General features: G+C 68.6%; 20 protein-coding genes and 1 tRNA gene. 14 read left to right on the top strand and 7 right to left on the bottom strand.

Annotated features, from left to right (window positions below):
- Positions 1 to 31 precede the first annotated feature (31 nt).
- The 8 genes from ACZ5BH_RS02795 (at position 32) to ACZ5BH_RS02760 (ending at position 6,220) form a co-directional block, all read left to right on the top strand.
- Positions 32 to 595 carry a hypothetical protein gene (locus ACZ5BH_RS02795; protein WP_464890400.1) on the top strand — a complete coding sequence of 188 codons (564 nt, stop codon included), beginning with the start codon at positions 32 to 34 and terminating at the stop codon, positions 593 to 595.
- A 164-nt stretch (positions 596 to 759) separates the two neighbouring features.
- A complete protein-coding gene (locus ACZ5BH_RS02790) occupies positions 760 to 1,125 on the top strand; it encodes a sulfur globule family protein (protein ID WP_464890399.1) in 366 nt (121 codons plus the stop codon).
- Between the two features lie 94 nt (positions 1,126 to 1,219).
- The gene (locus ACZ5BH_RS02785; RefSeq protein ID WP_464890398.1) at positions 1,220 to 1,990 is read left to right on the top strand and encodes a hypothetical protein; all 771 of its coding nucleotides are present in this window, start codon (positions 1,220 to 1,222) and stop codon (positions 1,988 to 1,990) included.
- Positions 1,991 to 2,003: 13 nt separating this feature from the next.
- A complete protein-coding gene (locus tag ACZ5BH_RS02780) occupies positions 2,004 to 2,666 on the top strand; it encodes a nucleotide-binding protein (RefSeq protein ID WP_464890397.1) in 663 nt (220 codons plus the stop codon).
- 30 nt (positions 2,667 to 2,696) lie between these two features.
- Entirely contained in the window at positions 2,697 to 3,548 is an 852-nt protein-coding gene (locus ACZ5BH_RS02775) for a tetratricopeptide repeat protein (RefSeq protein ID WP_464890396.1), read from the top strand.
- A 15-nt stretch (positions 3,549 to 3,563) separates the two neighbouring features.
- On the top strand, positions 3,564 to 4,019 hold the full coding sequence (locus ACZ5BH_RS02770; protein ID WP_464890395.1) for a hypothetical protein: 456 nt from the start codon (positions 3,564 to 3,566) through the stop codon (positions 4,017 to 4,019).
- Between the two features lie 30 nt (positions 4,020 to 4,049).
- Positions 4,050 to 5,597: a dynamin family protein gene (locus ACZ5BH_RS02765; RefSeq protein WP_464890394.1), complete on the top strand. Its 1,548-nt coding sequence runs from the start codon at positions 4,050 to 4,052 to the stop codon at positions 5,595 to 5,597.
- Complete coding sequence (locus ACZ5BH_RS02760; protein WP_464890393.1) at positions 5,594 to 6,220, top strand: hypothetical protein; 627 nt, start codon at positions 5,594 to 5,596, stop codon at positions 6,218 to 6,220. Before ACZ5BH_RS02765 ends, ACZ5BH_RS02760 begins: the two co-directional genes overlap by 4 nt.
- Before the next feature lie 98 nt (positions 6,221 to 6,318).
- Here ACZ5BH_RS02760 and ACZ5BH_RS02755 read toward each other — a convergent pair whose 3' ends face one another.
- Complete coding sequence (locus tag ACZ5BH_RS02755; protein ID WP_464890392.1) at positions 6,319 to 7,086, bottom strand: substrate-binding periplasmic protein; 768 nt, start codon at positions 7,084 to 7,086, stop codon at positions 6,319 to 6,321.
- Between the two features lie 223 nt (positions 7,087 to 7,309).
- Here ACZ5BH_RS02755 and ACZ5BH_RS02750 point away from each other — a divergent pair, with 223 nt between their 5' ends.
- Genes ACZ5BH_RS02750 through ACZ5BH_RS02730 form a run of 5 tightly spaced genes read left to right on the top strand, consistent with a single transcriptional unit; the run spans position 7,310 to position 11,909 of the window.
- Entirely contained in the window at positions 7,310 to 8,479 is a 1,170-nt protein-coding gene (locus ACZ5BH_RS02750; protein ID WP_464890391.1) for a glycosyltransferase family 4 protein, read from the top strand.
- Positions 8,480 to 8,532: 53 nt separating this feature from the next.
- Entirely contained in the window at positions 8,533 to 9,357 is an 825-nt protein-coding gene (locus ACZ5BH_RS02745) for a UDP-2,3-diacylglucosamine diphosphatase (protein ID WP_464890390.1), read from the top strand.
- A 10-nt stretch (positions 9,358 to 9,367) separates the two neighbouring features.
- Positions 9,368 to 9,907 (top strand): phosphatase PAP2 family protein, encoded by a 540-nt coding sequence (locus ACZ5BH_RS02740; RefSeq protein ID WP_464890389.1) that lies wholly within the window; start codon positions 9,368 to 9,370, stop codon positions 9,905 to 9,907.
- Between the two features lie 11 nt (positions 9,908 to 9,918).
- Positions 9,919 to 11,163, top strand: a complete 1,245-nt coding sequence (locus ACZ5BH_RS02735) for a glycosyltransferase (protein WP_464890388.1) — start codon at positions 9,919 to 9,921, stop codon at positions 11,161 to 11,163.
- Positions 11,163 to 11,909 (top strand): hypothetical protein, encoded by a 747-nt coding sequence (locus ACZ5BH_RS02730; protein WP_464890387.1) that lies wholly within the window; start codon positions 11,163 to 11,165, stop codon positions 11,907 to 11,909. The genes ACZ5BH_RS02735 and ACZ5BH_RS02730 overlap by 1 nt, the downstream gene beginning before the upstream one ends.
- Here ACZ5BH_RS02730 and ACZ5BH_RS02725 read toward each other — a convergent pair.
- The 4 genes from ACZ5BH_RS02725 to ACZ5BH_RS02710 form a co-directional block, all read right to left on the bottom strand.
- Positions 11,859 to 12,164 carry a chaperone modulator CbpM gene (locus ACZ5BH_RS02725; protein WP_464890386.1) on the bottom strand — a complete coding sequence of 102 codons (306 nt, stop codon included), beginning with the start codon at positions 12,162 to 12,164 and terminating at the stop codon, positions 11,859 to 11,861. The two genes, ACZ5BH_RS02730 and ACZ5BH_RS02725, sit on opposite strands and share 51 nt — an antisense overlap.
- A 2-nt stretch (positions 12,165 to 12,166) precedes the next feature.
- Positions 12,167 to 13,120 (bottom strand): DnaJ C-terminal domain-containing protein, encoded by a 954-nt coding sequence (locus ACZ5BH_RS02720; RefSeq protein ID WP_464890385.1) that lies wholly within the window; start codon positions 13,118 to 13,120, stop codon positions 12,167 to 12,169.
- Positions 13,121 to 13,413: 293 nt separating this feature from the next.
- A complete protein-coding gene (locus ACZ5BH_RS02715; protein ID WP_464890384.1) occupies positions 13,414 to 14,682 on the bottom strand; it encodes an MgtC/SapB family protein in 1,269 nt (422 codons plus the stop codon).
- 37 nt (positions 14,683 to 14,719) lie between these two features.
- A complete protein-coding gene (locus ACZ5BH_RS02710) occupies positions 14,720 to 15,541 on the bottom strand; it encodes a M48 family metallopeptidase (protein ID WP_464890383.1) in 822 nt (273 codons plus the stop codon).
- A gap of 95 nt (positions 15,542 to 15,636) precedes the next feature.
- Between ACZ5BH_RS02710 and ACZ5BH_RS02705 the strand changes: the two genes are divergently transcribed.
- Positions 15,637 to 16,710 carry a DUF2333 family protein gene (locus ACZ5BH_RS02705; protein WP_464890382.1) on the top strand — a complete coding sequence of 358 codons (1,074 nt, stop codon included), beginning with the start codon at positions 15,637 to 15,639 and terminating at the stop codon, positions 16,708 to 16,710.
- Positions 16,711 to 16,770: 60 nt separating this feature from the next.
- Here the strand turns inward: ACZ5BH_RS02705 and ACZ5BH_RS02700 are convergent.
- Positions 16,771 to 16,847, bottom strand: a tRNA-Pro gene (locus ACZ5BH_RS02700).
- Positions 16,848 to 16,918: 71 nt separating this feature from the next.
- Complete coding sequence (gene ispB / locus ACZ5BH_RS02695) at positions 16,919 to 17,887, bottom strand: octaprenyl diphosphate synthase (RefSeq protein ID WP_464890381.1); 969 nt, start codon at positions 17,885 to 17,887, stop codon at positions 16,919 to 16,921.
- Between the last annotated feature and the right edge of the window lie 24 nt (positions 17,888 to 17,911).

Below are 17,911 nucleotides of genomic sequence, written 5' to 3'. Positions count from 1 at the left end.
ATTCGGAAAACCGGAACGGGAGATTGAACAGATGAAGGCACATCCGCGCATCGTGATCACCGCTGCCGGGCTCGCGGCGGCCCTGACCGCGGCGGCGGCCGAATGGCCGGAGCCGATCCCGCAGGAGCCGGTCTACGCCAGCGGCAATGGTTCGCCCACCTGCTGCTATTCGGAAGACCGGATCTGGCGCCGCACCAGCAACGAGACGGGCTGGAGCACCAAGGGGCGGCATTTCTCGCCCTACGGTTTCGCCCGCCGTGACGGCTATCGCCCGGCCCGGCCCACCCCCCTGCCGCGGGGGGTGGACAGCGCCAATCCCTGGACGGGCGGCGACTACGTCCAGCGCGTGGCCGGCCGGCAGGGCAGCGGCAAGGCCGAATTCTTCCGCCCCGCCTATTACAACTATCCGCCGCCGGTGGGCCCGCTGCCCGGTGCCGCCGGTGATCCGCTGGATCCGCTGCTGCTGCCAACCCCGACCCCGGCGCTGGCCGCCGATCCCTATCTGGGTGGCCTCTACCTGCCGGGGCTGGCCGGCCCCGCCGGACCCTGGGTTGCACCGGGCATGCTGCCCGGGTACTGGCCAGGGTACTGGTAGCGATTGCGGCAACGGGCACGGTCTTCGCCGTTTGGGGCGGGACACGGGCAAGACGGGATCGGACGTGGCTCCCTGCGTTCGGCTCCGGAAACCCTTCAGGGAGCAGGTGACATGGTCATGCCATGTTGTGAGTCAAGACGTCAACGAAACGGAAGGAAAAGACCATGAGCAAGATGAAGAAAGCCCTGGGCGCGCTGGCGCTCGCAGGTGCCATTGCTCTGCCGATCTCCTCGGCCAATGCCTGGTGGGGCGGTGGCCCCTGGGACGGCTGGGGCAACGGCTGGGGTGACGGCAACATGTCGTTCAACATCAGTGGCCGCGGCAGCGGTTACGGCAATGGCTACGGCTATCCGGGCTATTACGGCTACGGTCCCGGCTACTGGGGACCCGGCTATGGCTATGGGCCCTACTATGGTCCGGGCTACGGCTATCCGCCGCCGCCCCCGCCGCCGGCCTATGGCGCCTATCCGGGCTACGGCTATGGTGCGCCGCCGCCCGCCCAGCCGCAGAACCAGGGTGGCAAGAAGTAACGCCTCCCGTGCTAGGGGAGAAGGCACAGGGATGTGCATCTCCCGTTACCGGCGCCGCCAGCGCCAGTTGGATAGTGGAAGGAGAGATTTCGGAATGAAACCATCGACCCCATGGTGCAGTCTCGTGCTGCTGGTCGGATGGCTGCTGGTGCCGGGCGCCCAGGCCGCCGATGGAATCATCCAGTTTTCGGCCGATGCGATCCAGCGCACGCCGGATCGGCCCCCCATGCAGGCCCGCATTCACGTGGGCGCGGATGCCGTGCGCAGCGAATACGAGATGGACGGTCAGCGTTTCGTCGAGATCGTCCGGGAAGGGGAGCGGGTGCTGATCAACCCGGCCCGCAAGGAATACCTGATCCAGCCCGGTGGCGGTGCGCCGCTGCCCCAGCGGCAGGCGCCGGCGCCGCCGGGCACCAATCCCTGCCAGGGCGTGCCCGGCGTGACCTGTCACCTGCTCGGCAAGGAGACGGTCAACGGTCGCGCGGCCGAGAAATGGGAGTTCGTGGCTCAGGCCAACGGCCGCGAAGTACGCAGCCTGCACTGGATCGATGTGGAGAAACGCTTTCCCGTGCGTCAGCTGTTTCCCGACGGCAGTCTGGTGGAAATGCGTCTGGTGGGCAGCGAAACCCTCGACGGGCGCAAGGTGGAGAAGTGGGAGGTGCGCCAGACCCGCCCCGACGGTCAGAGCCGGATCTCCTGGCAATGGCACGATCCGCAGCTGCATATCGCCATCCGGGAAGAGTTGCCCGGCGGGTTCGTGCGCGAGCTGAAGCACATCCGCGTCGGCCACCAGGATCCGGCGCTGTTTCGCATTCCGGCCGGCTATCGGCTGCTGACGCCACCGGCCGCGGCGCCGGGGCGGTGAGGAGGCGCAAGGCATGATTACCGTCGTGGCCAATCTCAAGGGCGGTTCGGGCAAGAGCACCGTGGTCTTCAACCTGGCCTTGTGGCTGCAGTCCTGCGCCCGGCCGGTGGTGACCTACGATCTCGATCCCCAGTGCACCCTGGCCGACGTGGGTGCGGTGCGGCAGGAAGAGGGCTACACCCCGCCGCTGCAGGTCTACCAGCAGGACACGGCGCTGCCCGAACAGCTCGCCTATCACCCGGGGGAAGTGCTGGTGGACGTGGGCGCAGCCAACATGCCCGGGATGCGTGATGCGCTCACGGTGGCGGATCGGATCCTGATTCCGGTGCCGCCGAGCCAGCCCGACGTGTGGGCCACCCAGCGTTTCCTGTCGATCATCGACGAGGCCCTGGCCGGCCGGGCACGGCCGCCCGTGCAGGCCTTCGTCAACCGCGCCGATACCCATCGTGCCGTGCGCGAGTCGGACGAAACGCAGGAGGCGCTCGGTTTGCTCGAAGGCATCACGGTGCTGGACAAGCGGCTTTGCCAGCGCACGCTCTACCGCCGCTCCCTGAGCGAGGGCCTGGCCGTGTTCGAGCTGGCGCCGCGCAGCAAGGCCGCGGCAGAGTTTCACGACTTTGCCGGCACCCTCTATCCCGAATACCGTCCGGGCCGGCGCCGGCGCGCCGCCGCCTGATCACGGCAGTCACTATCGAGGACAGACGACATGTACATCATTCGCACCCTGCTGAGCTACAGCCTGCTGTTGCTGCTGGTGACCGCCCTGGCCGCGGCCTGGGTCTATCGCGATGACCTGAAGCCGGAGCTGGACGCGGCAATCGGACAGCTCGAAACCCGTTTCGGCGAGGTTGCCGACCAGCCACAGGCGGCACAAGACAGCCGGGTCGGCCAAGCCCCAACGGCGACGGCCGGTGAAGCTGCGGCGGTGGCAGAGACGGCGAGCCCGTCTGCCGCCGCCGAACCGGCAACGGCGGAAGCGGCTTTCCCGCCGACGGAGAAGGCGCCCCTCGCCGAGCACGCCGCGGCGGCCGAGGGCGCTGACGAGGCAGGCGCCACTCGGGTGGAGTCGGAGACTTCCGCGCCGGCAGCCCCCCAGGCGGACGCCCCCGAAGCCGGTCCCGCGCCCGCGAGCATCGTGGCCCTGGCGGAAGAAACGTCGGCCGAATCGGCGCCGACCGCCGAATCCGCGCAACCCCGCCTGCAGGCGGCCGAAACGCCGGATGGCACGGCGGCCAGCGTGGAGGCCACGCTGCTCGATCGGGCCCGTCGCGCCTACTGGGTCGGCGATCTGCCGGCGGCCGTGCAAGCCTACCAGGCACTGCTGGACCGGGACCCGGCCGATCCGGACGTCTGGGGCGAGCTGGGCAACGTGTACTACGCCCAGGGCCGCTGGAGCGAGGCCGGCGAAGCCTATTACGAAGCCGCGCGGCGTCTGCAGGCGCGGGGAGACGCGCGACAGCTCGGTTACCTGCTGCGGCTCATCGAAGGCCTGGCGCCCGAGAAGGCCGCAAAACTGCGCGCCGCCCCGGTCCAGACCCAACCGGATCCCTCCACCTGATCAGGAAAAACCGCCGTGAGCAAACCCAAGAATCCTGCCGCTGCCATCACCCCCCTCAGCGGGCTGCCGGAAGACTGTCCCCACACGGAGGATTGCGGCGTCCGGCAACTGGAACGCCTGTCCACCGCCTTCATGGTCAGCGCCCGGCGCTGGGAGATGATCGTCTATCCCTCCCTGTTCGCGTTCATCATCCTGGCCGGCTACGGCTTCTTTCTGATCTACAGCCTCAGCCAGGATGCCCATGCCATCAGCGAGCAGATGATCACCATGAGCCGGCAGATGGAAACCATCTCGCAGAACATGGTGATCATCGCCCAGACCATGGATGCCCAGAACCGGACCATGGCCGACATGGCCTTCAACGTGCGCGGCATGAACGCGTCCATCAACCAGATGCGCTACGACATGTCGATCATGAACCAGAGCGTGTCGCGGCCCATGTCGTTCATGAACAGTTTCATGCCCTGGTGAGTTTTCCGTCCCGCCCGGAGATCGAGACCCATGTTTGCAAAGAACCCGGAATTGCGTTTGCGCCTGCGCCAGCTCGAGCAGCATCTGCGTGAGGAGAATCCCCTGCTGGTCGATGCCGTGCGGCATTTTCGCCAGCTCGATCGGGTGGCCTGGAAGCTGGGCCTGCTGCCACGGGATCAATCCTACGCCGCCCAGATCCCCTGGTGGCCGCTGATCGCCGTGCTCGGCACTTTCTCGGCCGGCAAGTCCACCTTCATCAATCAGTATCTCGAACAGGCCCTGCAGGCCACCGGCAACCAGGCGGTGGACGACAAGTTCACGGTGATCTGCTATTCGCCGGAAAGCGAGCCCCGGGTGCTGCCGGGTGTGGCACTGGATGCGGATCCGCGCTTTCCCTTCTACCAGATCAGCGAAGAGCTGGAGAAGGTCGCCCCGGGGGAAGGTGCGCGGGTGGATGCCTACCTGCAGCTCAAGACCGGCAACCACGAGCGGCTCAAGGGCCAGATCCTCATCGACTCGCCCGGCTTCGATGCCGACTCCCAGCGCACGGCCATCCTGCGCCTGACCGACTACATCATCGATCTCTCGGATCTGGTGCTGGTCTTCTTCGATGCCCGGCATCCCGAGCCGGGCGCCATGCAGGACACCCTCCGGCACCTGGTGGGCGGCACCATCCATCGTCACGATTCGAGCAAGTTTCTCTACATTCTCAACCAGATCGACACCACCGCGGGAGAAGACAACCCCGAAGACGTGGTGGGCGCCTGGCAGCGGGCCCTGGCCCAGGAAGGCCTCACCGCGGGCCGTTTCTACACGCTCTACGATCCGGACGCGGCCGTGCCCATCGCCGATCCGGCCCTGCAGGCACGCTATGCCCGCAAGGCCGAACAGGATCGGGCCGCCGTTCATGCCCGCATGGCCGACGTGCGGGTGGAGCGGGCCTACCGGATCATCGACAGCCTGGAGAAACGGGCGCGGGATCTGCTGGAGGTGAAGGTGCCACGCCTGCAGCAGCTCCGTGATCGCTGGCTGCGGGCGACCCTCTGGCGAGACGGCTTTCTCTGGCTACTGGTGTTCGCGCTGCTGGGTGGCGGCGGCATGGCCCTTGGCGGGTGGCAGGACGGCCTGCGCCTCCCCTCCGCGCTCATGCCGTACCGGGACGAGCCGCTTGCCTGGATCACCGGCGGGGGGCTGTTGCTGTTCCTCATTCTGGGCGTGCACGGCCTGGCCCGGCGCTGGGCTGCGGCCAGCGTGCTGCGCCATCTGCGCCAGGCGGCCGCCTCGCCCGAAGAGGCCGAGCAACTGGCGCGGGCCTTTGCCCGCAACACCCGCTGGTGGCACAGCGTGTTCCGGCCGCGTCCGGTGGGCTGGAGCCGGCGCGCCCGGCGGCGGCTGGAGCGGATCATCGCCGCTGCGGATCGGCAGATCCAGGCGCTGAACGATCGCTTCACCCGCCCCTCCGGGGAAACGGGCGAGCCCCCACTGTCCGCGGGGGAGGAGAAGGCCAAGACCGAGACCGAAACACCGCCTGCCAGTGAGGAACAGCCAGGCGGCGTGCAAGAGGAGGCAGCACGATGAGCGAAGCGCAAGAAAAACCCGAAGACGGCAAGGAAGCGCACGAGAAAACGGCGGAGCAGCAGCGCCAGGCCGAACTGCAGGCGAAGCTGCATGACATGGGCGTGATGCCCCGGCCGGAGGAGATGCCGGAGATCACCCCGCGCCGTCTCACCCGCACGCTCGTCGCCGGCGTGGTATTGCTGGCGCTCACCATCGCCGGTATCTACGGGTGGCACGAGCGGGGCGAGACGGCCGGAACCGGGGTGACGGCAGATGCCTCGCCGGGAACCCCACCGGCAAGCGGGCCGGAAACCCCTTCCCAGATGGCGGCATCGCCTACCCCCTGGCAGGCCTCATCTCCCGCGCCGGTGGCCGGCATGCCGCCGGCTGCCGCAAACCCCGGTTACGTTCCGGCAACGCCGCCGGTGAACGGTGTCGAAACCCCGTCCTCCGGCCACGACACGGCCACCCTCCCGTCCGACATTCCCCCGCGCGGGGCGCCCCCGCCGGCCTGGGGACGCCCCGCGCCGGCCTACGGCTGGCCGCCCCCGTCGCCCCGCTGGTCCGCGCCGCCCCCTTATCCGGGCTGGGGGCCATACGGCTACGCTCCACCGCCGCCGGGCTGGTACCAGCCGCCTCCCTGAATGCCGCGGCTTGCACCGCGCCTACGGAAACGCAATGAACTGTAGGCGCGGCGCCCTCGCCGCGAGCCCTCGATGTCTCGTTGCCTCCACGCCCGCCGTCAAAGCGGCGCTTCGGTGAGGGCAACCAATTCCTTGCGATAGCCTTCGATGAGCCGATCGTAACTGCCGTCGGCGCGCATGGCCTTGAGGGCGTGGTTGAAGTCGGCCACGATCTTCGCATGCCGGGGATTCTCCCGGCTGATGGCCACGTGCAGGGTGCGCCGGGCTACGGAAGGGGTGAGGAATTCGTACTGGCGAATGGCATGGGGCAGGTACTGGATCAGTTCGTTGCGAATCACCCATTCGTCGCCGATGAGCAGATCGATCCGCTTGCGCTCGAGCAGCATGAGGCCCTGCGCCACGTGGTTGACCGGCACCCGCATGAACCCTGTGGCGGTGTCGAATTCCGGGCCGTAGGCGTAGCCGTTCACCTGCGCGATCAGCAGTCCTTTGAGATCCCCGTAGTTGCGAAAGCGGATCGGCGCGTCCTTGCGCTTGACGAAACGGATCACGTTGGTGAAGTAGGGATCGGTGAAGTGCAGGGTCTGCGCCCGTTCGGGGGTCTTCCAGGCGGCGGCGATCACATCCACCACGCCGATGCTGGCGCCTTCGAGGGTCCGCGGCCAGCTGGCGATATACGCTTCGGTGTCGTAACCGGCCCGGGTGAAGACGTGGCGCACCAGATCCATGGCCACGCCCTTGTCGGCGCGGGTGGCGTCCACGTAGGGCGGCCAGGCGCTGCCGGCGATCTTCAGCGTCTCGGCCGCGGCGGTGGCAAGGGGCAGGAGGGCGAGCAGGCACAGCAGCAGGCGGATTCGGCGCAACATGACGGACGGATTCCCTTGGGTCTGGATTCGATGAAGGCAGAATATCACAGCCCAGTCGGTAGGCCGGCTCAAGCGCAGCGGAGCCGGCATTTCAGGATGACGCGTTTCGCCGGTTTCGCTGTCTGGAGACGACCTGCGATGGGGGTGGCAATCCCGCTCAGGTCACGAAAGCGTCATGCAACCGTGATGTGGCTGTCATCAGGGGTGCCCAGACTCGGCGCGCATGGACATCCGCCACGATCTCGCTCCGCCCGCCCGGGTGCTGCGCATCGCCCTGGTCACCGAAACCTATGCGCCGGAGATCAACGGCGTGGCCATGACCCTGCAGCGGCTGGTCGGCGGCCTGTGCGCACGCGGCCATGAGGTGGCGGTGATTCGCCCCCGCCTGGCGGGCGGCGGGGAAGGGGAGGCGGCGCTGGCGGTGCCCTCCCTGCCGATTCCGGGCTATGCGGAATTGCGCTTCGGCCTGCCGGCCCGCCGCCGGCTGGGCCGGCACTTCGACCAGTACCGGCCCGATGTGCTCTACGTGGCCACCGAAGGGCCGCTCGGGGCCTCGGCGCTGACGGCGGCGCGCCGCCGGGGGATCCCCGTGCTCAGCGGTTTCCACACCCAGTTTCAGCAGTATGCGCGCCATTACCGGATCGGGTTCCTGCAACCGCTGGTGATGGCCTGGCTGCGCCGCTTCCACCGCCGCACGGCGCTGACCCTGGTGCCCGACGCCGATCTGTGCCGCCGGCTCGAGGCCGAGGGCTTCGGCCGGCTTGCCGTGCTGCCGCGGGGCGTGGACGCCAGGCTGTTCGACCCCCGGCGGCGCGATCCGGCGCTGCGCGTGAAGTGGGGGGCCGGGCCGGCGGATCCGGTGGCGCTCTGCGTGGGCCGCGTCGCGCCCGAGAAGAACCTGGAACTGTTCGTCGCCGCGGTGCAGGCCATGCGCCGGGCGGTGCCGGATCTGCGCGCGGTGGTGGTGGGCGACGGGCCGTTGCGGGCCGCGCTGCAGCGGCGCCACCCCTGGCTGCATTTCGCCGGCGCCCGCACCGGCGAGGATCTGGCGGCCCATTTCGCCAGTGCGGATCTGTTCCTGTTTCCCAGCCTCACCGAGACCTTCGGCAACGTGGTGCTCGAGGCCCTGGCCTCGGGCCTGGCGGTACTGGCCTTCGATTATGCCGCCGCTCACCGGCACATCCGCAATGGCGAGAACGGCTTTGTCGTGCCGTTCGGCGACCGCGCCGCCTTCCTCGAAGCCGCCGTGGCCCTGGCCGCCCGCGGCCTGGACGATCTGGCCGGGGTGCGCGCGCAGGCCCGGCTCGGCACGGCCGATCTGGACTGGCAGCGCATCGTGATCCGCTTCGAGCGGCTGCTCGAGAGCGTGCTGCCGGCGGTGGCCCTGTCATGAACCTTTCACCGTCCCGTCCTCGTCCTGTCATGCGCCGCGGGCAGGCTGATGCCATGGAAAACCGCCGCCCCGCCTGCCCTTCGCTTCCGCCCCGCCACTACCGGGCCCTGTGGCTGTCGGACGTGCACCTGGGCTATGCCGGCAGCCGGGCCGATGACCTGGGCGAATTTCTCGCCACGGTGGAGGCGGAGGTGATCTACCTGGTGGGCGACATCCTCGATCTGTGGGCGCTGCAGCGCTCGGCCTTCTGGTCGGCGGCCCATACGCGGGTGGTCACCCTGCTGCTGGACAAGCTGCAGGCCGGCACCCGGCTGGTGTACGTGGTGGGCAACCACGATGCCCCTCTGCGCCGCGACACCGGGGCCCTGGCCGGCCTGGGGCTGGTGAGCGAGGCCGAGCACGTGACCGCCGATGGCCGCCGCCTGTGGATCGTGCATGGCGATCGCTACGACGCCCTCATGGCCTGCGGCCGTCTGCAGCATGTGGTGGGCAACTTTCTCTACGACCTGCTCATGTATCTGAACCGGCACGTGCACGCCTGGCGGCGGCGTTTCGGGTTCGGACACTGGTCGCTGGCCGCTTTCCTCAAGCGCAAGGTGCCCAACGCCCGCCGCCACATCGAGAAGTTCGAGGATCTGGTGGCCCACGATGCCGGCAGCCGTGGCTACGACGGCGTGATCTGCGGCCACATCCACCACCCCGGTGTGCGCCACATCGGCGGGGTGCTCTACGCCAACACCGGCGACTGGGTGGAGAACTGCACCGCCCTGGTGGAGCATGTCGACGGGCGCCTCGAGCTGCTGCACTGGTCCGATCGCCAAGCGGCGCTCGGCGGTCTCGCGCCCTCCGCCACCGCCCCCCGCCGGGATGCCGCCTGAGGAGGACGCCATGCAACGCCTGCATCCGCAAACCCCCTTCATCGAATGGATCAGTCTGCAGGACCTGCAGATCACCCGGGCCTGCAACCGCCTGTGCCGGGCCTGGCCGGTGCGGCGCTTCTTCGCCCTGGTGAGCCGTCTGGGCGATGGTCTCTGGTGGTATGCCCTGATCCTGGCCATCCCCTTCGTGTATGGCCCGGGGGCCTGGACCGTGAGCCTGCGCATGGCCGTCACGGGCGCGTTGGGGCTGCTGGCCTACAAGTGGATCAAGGCCCGGACTGCCCGGCCCCGGCCCTTCACCCGCAGTCACCAGATCGCCCCCGGCATGCCGCCCCTCGATCAGTACAGCTTCCCTTCCGGGCACACCCTGCATGCCACGGCCTTCAGCCTGGTTGCCGTCGCCAGCCTGCCCGGGCTGTTCTGGCTCACGGTGCCCTTCGCCGTCTGCGTGGCGCTCTCGCGCCTGGTGCTGGGGCTGCATTACCCCAGCGACGTGCTGGCGGGCGCCGCCCTCGGTGCCGCCCTGGCCGGCCTGGTGCTGGTCTTCTGAAGGCGCCTGTCATGCACGTGCTGATGGTTTCCGATGTCTTCTTTCCCCGGGTCAATGGCGTTTCCACCTCCATCGAGACCTTTCGCGAGGCGCTGCTGGCGATGGGCCATCGCCTCACCCTGGTGGTGCCCGACTACCGGGGCCGGCGTGCGGTGATCCGCGAAGCGGAGGACGCCCTGATCCGGGTTCCGGCGCGCCGGGTGCCCTTCGATCCGGAAGATCGCTTCATGTCCCGCTGGGCCATTGACCGGCTGCTGCCGTGGCTGCGTGGGCAGGCCGTGGATCGGGTGCACGTGCAGACCCCCTTCGTGGCCCACGGGGCGGGACGCCACCTGGCCGACGCGCTGGGCGTGCCGGTGCTTGCCACCTATCACACCTTCTTCGAGGAATATCTGCATCATTACCTGCCCCTGGTGCCGGCCGCCGTCACCCGGGCCCTGGCCCGGCGGATCAGTCGCCGCCAGTGCAACCAGATGGATCGGGTGATCGTGCCCTCACGGGCGATGGCCGACGTGCTGCGGGATTACGGGGTCGAGGCGCCCCTGTCGGTGCTGCCCACCGGCATTCCCCTGGAACGCTTCGGCCGGGGCGACGGCCATGCCTTCCGGCGGCGTCTGGGCATCGATCCGGATCGGCCCGTGATGCTCACCGTCAGCCGCATGGCCTTCGAGAAGAACCTGGACTTCCTGCTCGACGTGCTGGCCCGGGTGCGGCGGCGCATTCCCCGGGTGCTGTTCCTGATGGCCGGCGAAGGGCCCATGCGCCGGCACCTGACCCGGCGGGTAGCCGCCGAAGGATTGTCGGCGCACGTGCGGTTTCTCGGCTACCTGGATCGGGAGCGGGATCTGACCGACTGCTACCAGGCGGCCGACGTGTTCGTGTTCGCCTCGAAGACCGAAACCCAGGGCCTGGTGCTGCTGGAGGCCATGGCCGCCGGCCTGCCGGTGGTGGCCCTGGCCGAGATGGGCACCCGCGACGTGCTGCGGGAAGGGCAGGGTTGCCGCATCGCTTGTGACGACGTGGCGGACTTCGCCCGCAAGGTGGAGCGGGTCCTGGCGGACAACCGCCTGCGCCGCCAGCTGGCCGACAGTGGTCGCCGTTATGCGCGCGAGTGGGCGGCCCCGCGCATGGCCGAGCGGCTGATCGAAATCTATGCCGCCATGCGGCCCGACGAGGCGGCGGGCGGCGGCATCACCGAAGAGGCGCCGGCCGTGCTGCCCGTGGCCACCGGCGCACGACAGTGGAGGAGAGGCTGATGAAACAGGAACATCATTACCGAACGCAACGGCGCACCACGGTGCGGGAGGCCCGGCGCCCGGTCGATCGCGCTGCCTGCCTGCGCCTGCGGGAGCGTTCCGCGATGGCGCACCGGATCCCCGACTGGCATCCCGGTCTGCGGGCGGCGGGGTTCCGGCATCTGCTGCTGGAGGACGCGCTGAGCGGCCAGCCCCAGGCCACCGTGGCCTTTCGGCGCGTGCCGGCGCTGGCGGGAGCATCCCTGCCCCGGGCGCTGGACGAAGAGTTCGATATCGCGGCCCTGCTGCCGCCGGATGGCTACTGCCTGGAAGTGGACGGTCCCTGCACCCTGGCCGGCGTCTCCGCCTCCCGGGTGCTGCAGCGCTTTCTGGAGTGGCTGGACGCGCCCCACGCGGCGGCCGCGGGCATGCTGGTGCGGCTGCGCCTGCCGCTGGCCGGCGGGGATCGCTATGTGCAGACTCTCGTTCATGCCCTGCGCCAGGACGGGTTCCGGGAACGGGCCCGGCCGCGGGTGCCGTTGCGCCAGGTCGCACCGGTGCCGGTGGATGACGTGGTGCTGCCCTCGCGTCTGCAGGCGTGGCTGCAGTGCGGTGCCCGGCTGATCAGCGCGCCGGCCTGGGATGCCCTCGAAGGGCATGCCGTGCTGCTGTTGTGGCGCCCGGCGCCGGGCGCCGCCGAACGCCTCGAGCCCCCGTCATTCCAGCCGCGACAGGCGTTCCCGCAGGCGGGCGATCTCGTCCAGTAGATCCAGCACCAGCGCCGCGCCGGCCAGGTTCACATGCAGATCCCGTTGCAGATGCAGGGCCACCTGCACCCGGCGCAGGGCCGGCCCGCTGAAGCGCCACTCGGGCGGGGTCGGGCCCCGGGGTTCGAGCAGGCCTTCCTCCACCATCTCCATGATCACCTCGGCGGGCGTGGCGCTGGCCCGGCACAGTTCCCCGAGGGTGAATTCGAATTCCTCGTCCAGGATGTCCATGATCTCGTCACAGGGCGTCTTCATCGTCACACTCCCAGCCGGCTGCGGGGGTTGAAGGGCATCGCTTCGGCCATGCGCTCATAGAGCTGGCGCTGCTCGTCGGTCTTCGCCTCCGGCGTCTCGATTTTCAGCACCACGTATTCGTCGCCGGGCGGATTGCCGGGCAGGCCGCGGCCCTTGAGGCGCAGCTTGCGTCCGCTCTGCGAGCCGGGCGGGATCTTCAGATCCACGATGCCCCCCGGCGTGGGCACCTTGACGGTGGCGCCGAGCGCCGCCTCCCAGGGCGTAACCGGCAGATCCAGGTACAGATCCCTGCCCTCGATGCGGTAGAAGGGATGGGGCTTGAAGTCCACCTCCAGATAGAGATCGCCCGCCTCGCCGCCGCCGATGCCCGGCGCGCCCTGGCCGCGCAGGCGGATGCGCTTGCCGCGGGTGATGCCCTTGGGGATCTTCACGTGCAGGGTCTTGGTGCGGGTCACCACATGGCCCGATTCGTCCACCTCCGGCACCTTCAGGGTCAGGGACTTCTCGGTGCCGTGGTAGGCGTCTTCCAGATCGATGAGGATCTTGGCGTGGTGATCCTCGCCTTTCATGCGCCAGCCCGAACGGCGCCCGCCGGCGCCGGCGCGATGGAAACCGCCCCCGCCGAACAGGCTTTCGAAGAAATCGCTGAACTGTTCCGCCTCGGCCCCGGTGAAGCCGCCCCCGGAGAACTCGAAGCCGGCATCCCAGCCCGGCGGCGGGGTGAAGTCCTGGCCGTGTTTCCAGTTCTCGCCGAACTGATCGTAGGCCGCGCGCTTTTCCGGATCCTTGAGCACTTCGTAGGCCTCGCCCAGTTCCTTGAACTTGGCCTCGGCATCGGCTTCGGTGCTCACGTCCGGATGGTACTTGCGCGCCAGCTTGCGATAGGCACGCTTGATCTCGTCCTGGGTGGCGTCACGCGACACCCCCAGGATTTCATAATAATCCCTGAATTTCATGTTTCCCCGTGATGCTTGAAAGGCTGTTGCGTTCTGATTCTCCTGCGGCGAAATGGCGGTTCCGGGTTGCTGGCCAATTGTGCGGGTTTGGCACAGAGCCCTTGAGGTCGGGGGTACGTTCCGTGACCGTCGGCCGCAGGGATGCGGCCGTCGAGCCTACAGGGAAGTATTCACGGCGTGTCACGGAACGTACCCCCGACCTCAAGGGCGTGGTCGGGACGAAGTCAATGCCCCTTGCCCCGGAATTCTCAACTGCCATCCCGGAAACGAGATGGAGCCGGCATCGGGGGATTTCAACTGCCGAGCCAGAAGGCCGCCAGCCCTCCCAGGGTGATGGCGAGCAGTTGGGGCAGTCCCACCTGCCAGCCCAGGCGCGGGCCGCCCACGTACAGGGCCAGCAGGCTCTTGACGATCGAATTGCTGGCCGCGGCGATGAAGATGGCCAGCACCGCCACGTGCAAGGGCAGATCCTGGGTGCCGAGACGGGAGACGGAGAGGGTGATGGCGTCCACGTCGGTCAGGCCGGAGATGGCGGCCAGCAGATAGAGGCCGGCATCGCCCAGCCACTCGCGCAGGGCTTCCGAGAGCAGCAGGATGGCCGCCAGCAGCAGGCTGAAGCGGATCGCCATGCCGATCTGGAACGGGTTGCTCAGCGGCGGCGGTTCATGGCCGGGCTGCGTCCCCGCGCCCCGCCACAGCCCCCAGGCCGCCACGTAGATGATGACGGTGGCCACGGTGATGGGCGCCGCCAGGGGGGCGAACAGGGCCGGATTGATGACGGTGGCCAGCAGCAGGATACGGGGAAACATGGTGCCGCAGGCGGCGAGGATGCCGCTGGCCATGGCCGCCCGGTGGGCGGGCTGTTCCCGGGCGAAGCGCGACAGGGTCAGGGTCACCGCGGTGGAGGAGACCAGTCCGCCGGTGACGCCGGTGAGCACGGCCCCATGGCGGGCCCCGCCGATCTTCATGGCGAAGTAGCCGACGAAGCCGATGCCGGTGATCAGCACCACCATCCACCAGATGGCGTAGGGGTTGAGCGCCTGCCAGGGGCCGTAGCCCTGGTTGGGCAGGATGGGCAGCAGCACGACCGAGATGAGCAGCAGCTCGAAGGACGCATTGAGTTCCTGGGGGGTGAGCTTGCGCAGCCAGGCGTGCAGTTGCGGCTTCAGATCCAGCAGCAGGGCCGTGACCACGGCCGCGGCGGTGGCCAGGAACAGGTGTTCCATGACCGCCAGCGCGCCGAAGCCGAAGGTCAGCAGGGCCGCCACCAGGCTGGTGGTGCCAAGATCACCGGAGATCCGGAACCGCCGGTACCAGGCCGGCACCAGCAACGCCGCCAGCCCGAGGAAGCCGAAGCCGAGCACCGCCGCGCCGAGCCTGTCGGCGAGCAGCGCGCAGACCCCGCCCAGCAGGCCGATGAGGCCATAGGTGCGCAGGCCGGCGATGCGCCGGCCTTCGCCCCGTTCCCGCGTCTCCCAGCCCCGCTCCAGACCGATGAGCAGCCCCAGCGCCAGGGAGACGCCAAGCGTATAGAGATGGGGCAGATCCGGAGAGACGTTCATGGCATGATCCTCCCCGCGGTGAACCGCATCCGCCGATTCAGGAGGCCGGGGGATGCTTGCGTGCCGTCTCGTACAGCGGCAGCATCTTCGGCACCAGGGCCTGCAGCGCCCGGCTGCGGTTTTCCGGCGCCGGATGGGTGCTGAGGAATTCCGGAGGGCGTCCGCCGCCGAGCCGGCCCATCTTCCGCCACAACGTGATCGCCGCGCGCGGATCGTAGCCAGCGCGGGCCGCCAGCTCGATCCCGATCCGGTCGGCCTCGGCCTCGGCGGTGCGGCTGTTGGGCAGTTCCACCGCCAGCTTGGCGGCCAGGGCGGCACCGGCCAGCGCCGTGCCGCGGTGCTCCTCGCCGGCGGCCACGCCCACGGCAGTGACGCCGAGCATGGTCGCCAGGGCCACCGACATCTTCTCCGCCGTGTGGTTGGCCAGGGCATGGGCGATTTCATGGCCCATCACCTGGGCCAGTTCGTCGTCGGTGGGTTTGATCCGTTCGATGAGGCCGGTGTACACGGCCATCCGCCCGCCAGCCATGCACCAGGCATTGACCGTCTTCGGATCGTCGATCACCTTCACCGACCATTCCCAGTTGCGGGTCTGGGGGAACCTTTTCACGGCCACCGCCACCAACCGGTGGGTGATGCGCCGCACTCGGGCGGTGAGTTCGGGATCGGTGTCGATCTTCCCTTCCTTCTCCAGCGGGGCCAGCATCTGCACGTAGGCCTGTTTCGAGGCGTTGACGGCCTCCTGGGGGGAGACCAGCATCAGCTGCCGGCGCCCGGTGGGCGAGGTGGCGCAGGCCACGAGCAGGGCCGCGACCAGCAGCGCGAGAAAGGGGCGGAACAGGGGAGGTTGTCGGCGCATGGCCAAAGTATACTCGCCCCGCGGGGAAGTGCCAGCCGATCCGCCTGCGGCGAATGGAGTACACTGGACAGAGACGAGAGGAGAGACGCAAGCCAATGGACGCAAACGAATCACGCCGCGGCAGCCGGCTGCAGCGCCTGGGGCGGCAGTTGCTGGCGCTCTACCATCCCCGCACCTGGAAGGAGAAGGGTCTGCTGTGGAGCACCGGGGTCGCGCTGTTGACCTTGCTGATCCTCAATCTGGTCCTGGGCTGGTACTGGAGCCGGGAGCCGGATCTGTTCGATGTGAGCGCCGTGGCCCGCCAGGCGGTCGGGGACGACGCGCAGCGCTTGGTGACCGGGGTCTACACGGTGGCCACCACCATCCACGAGGCCGAGGTGCTGCTCGACAAGCCCGGCGGCTATCTGAGCAACGACGTGTTCCCGCCCGGCGTGCTGCTCGACAACATCCCCAACTGGGAATTCGGGGTGGTCGTCCAGTTGCGTGACATGGCCCGCGCCCTGCGCAACGATTTCAGCCGCTCCCAGTCCCAGTCGGTCGAGGATCCGGATCTCATCGTCGCCGAGCCCAAGCTCAACTTCGATACCGAATCCTGGCTGTTCCCGCCCACTGAGCGGGAATACCGCCAGGCCATCGAGGCCCTGCGCCGCTACCTGTTGCGCCTGAGCGATCCGCAGCAGCCCGACGCCCAGTTCTACGCCCGCGCCGACAACCTGCGCGAATGGCTGGCGATGGTGGAAAAGCGTCTCGGCTCCCTCTCCCAGCGGCTCTCAGCCAGCGTGGGCCAGTTGCGCGAGAACACCGATCTGGCCGGCGATCCCGGCGCTGCCCAGTCCACCCGGACTGCTGGCCGCCAGGTGGTGCGCACGCCCTGGCTGCAGATCGACGACGTCTTCTACGAGGCCCGCGGCGCCACCTGGGCGCTGATTCACCTGATGCGCGCGGTGGAAAAGGATTTTGACGGCGTGCTGACCAAGAAGAACGCCCACGCCAGCCTGCGCCAGATCATTCGCGAACTGGAAGGCACCCAGCAGACCGTCTGGAGCCCGATGATCCTCAACGGCAGCGGCTTCGGCTTCGTCGCCAACCACTCCCTGGTCATGGCCTCCTACATCTCCCGCGCCAACGCCGCCGTCATCGACCTGCGCAATCTGCTGGAACAGGGATAAAAGAGGCAAGATACAAGGGGCTTTCCTCTTGTCTCTTGTCCCTTTCCTCTGCCTTACAATTGGTCGGCGTGGAGGGATTCGAACCCCCGACCCCTTCCTCCCGAAGGAAGTGCGCTACCAGACTGCGCTACACGCCGATGAGCGAATCTGCCCGTGGATGGAAGCGACCCCAGACGGGAGGTGGGCGTTTCCGGGCTGGAATGGATTGTCAGTAGGTCCGGTCCACGGCGAAACGGGCCAGACCGACCAGCGCGTCCCGGTACCGGGAACCGGGCAGATCGGCGATGGCCTCGATGGCCTGGTCCGCCTCCGCCCGCGCGCAGCGCGCAGTGTAGTCGATGGCTCCCGTGGATTCAATGGCCGCGAGGATGTCGTCGATCCGTTCCAGCCCGCCTTCCTCGATGGCCCCGCGGATCAGATCCCGCTGTGCGGGGCTGCCCTCGCGCATGGCGTGGATCAGCGGCAGGGTGGGTTTGCCCTCGGCCAGATCGTCGCCCACGTTCTTGCCCAGTTCGCTGCTCTCGGCGGTGTAGTCGAGCACGTCGTCGATGAGCTGGAAGGCGCAGCCCAGGTGCATGCCGTAGGCGGTCATGGCCGCTTCCTCGGCCTCGCCGCGGCCGCTGATCACCGCGCCCAGCCGGGCCGCCGACTCGAACAGCTTGGCGGTCTTGTTGTGGATCACCTCCAGGTAGCGTTCCTCGGTGGTGTCCGGATCGTGGCAGTTGAGCAGTTGCAGCACCTCGCCCTCGGCGATGGTGTTGGTGGCGTCGGCCAGGATGTCCATGACCTTCATGCTGCCGATGTCCACCATCATCTGGAAGGCCCGGGAGTAGAGAAAATCCCCCACCAGCACGCTGGCCTCGTTGCCCCACAGGTGGTTGGCGGTGGCCTCGCCCCGGCGCAGCTCGGAGGCGTCCACCACGTCGTCGTGGAGCAGGGTGGCGGTGTGGATGAACTCGACGATGGCGGCCAGGTCGATGTGCCGGTCCCCGTCGTAGTCGAAGGCCCGGGCGCTGATCAGGTGGATGATGGGCCGCAGGCGCTTGCCGCCGCTGTTGACGATATAGGCCCCGATCTGGTTGATCAGCACCACCTCCGAGTGCAGCTTCTCCTGGATTCGGGCGTTGACCCGGTCCATGTCGGGCTGGATGAGGCTGTAGATCTCGTCGGCGGTCATGGGGCGGGGGACGGCTCCGGCAAA

The sequence above is a fragment of the Thioprofundum lithotrophicum genome, from assembly GCF_055387065.1.
This window is presented reverse-complemented; position numbering and strand designations above follow the sequence as displayed.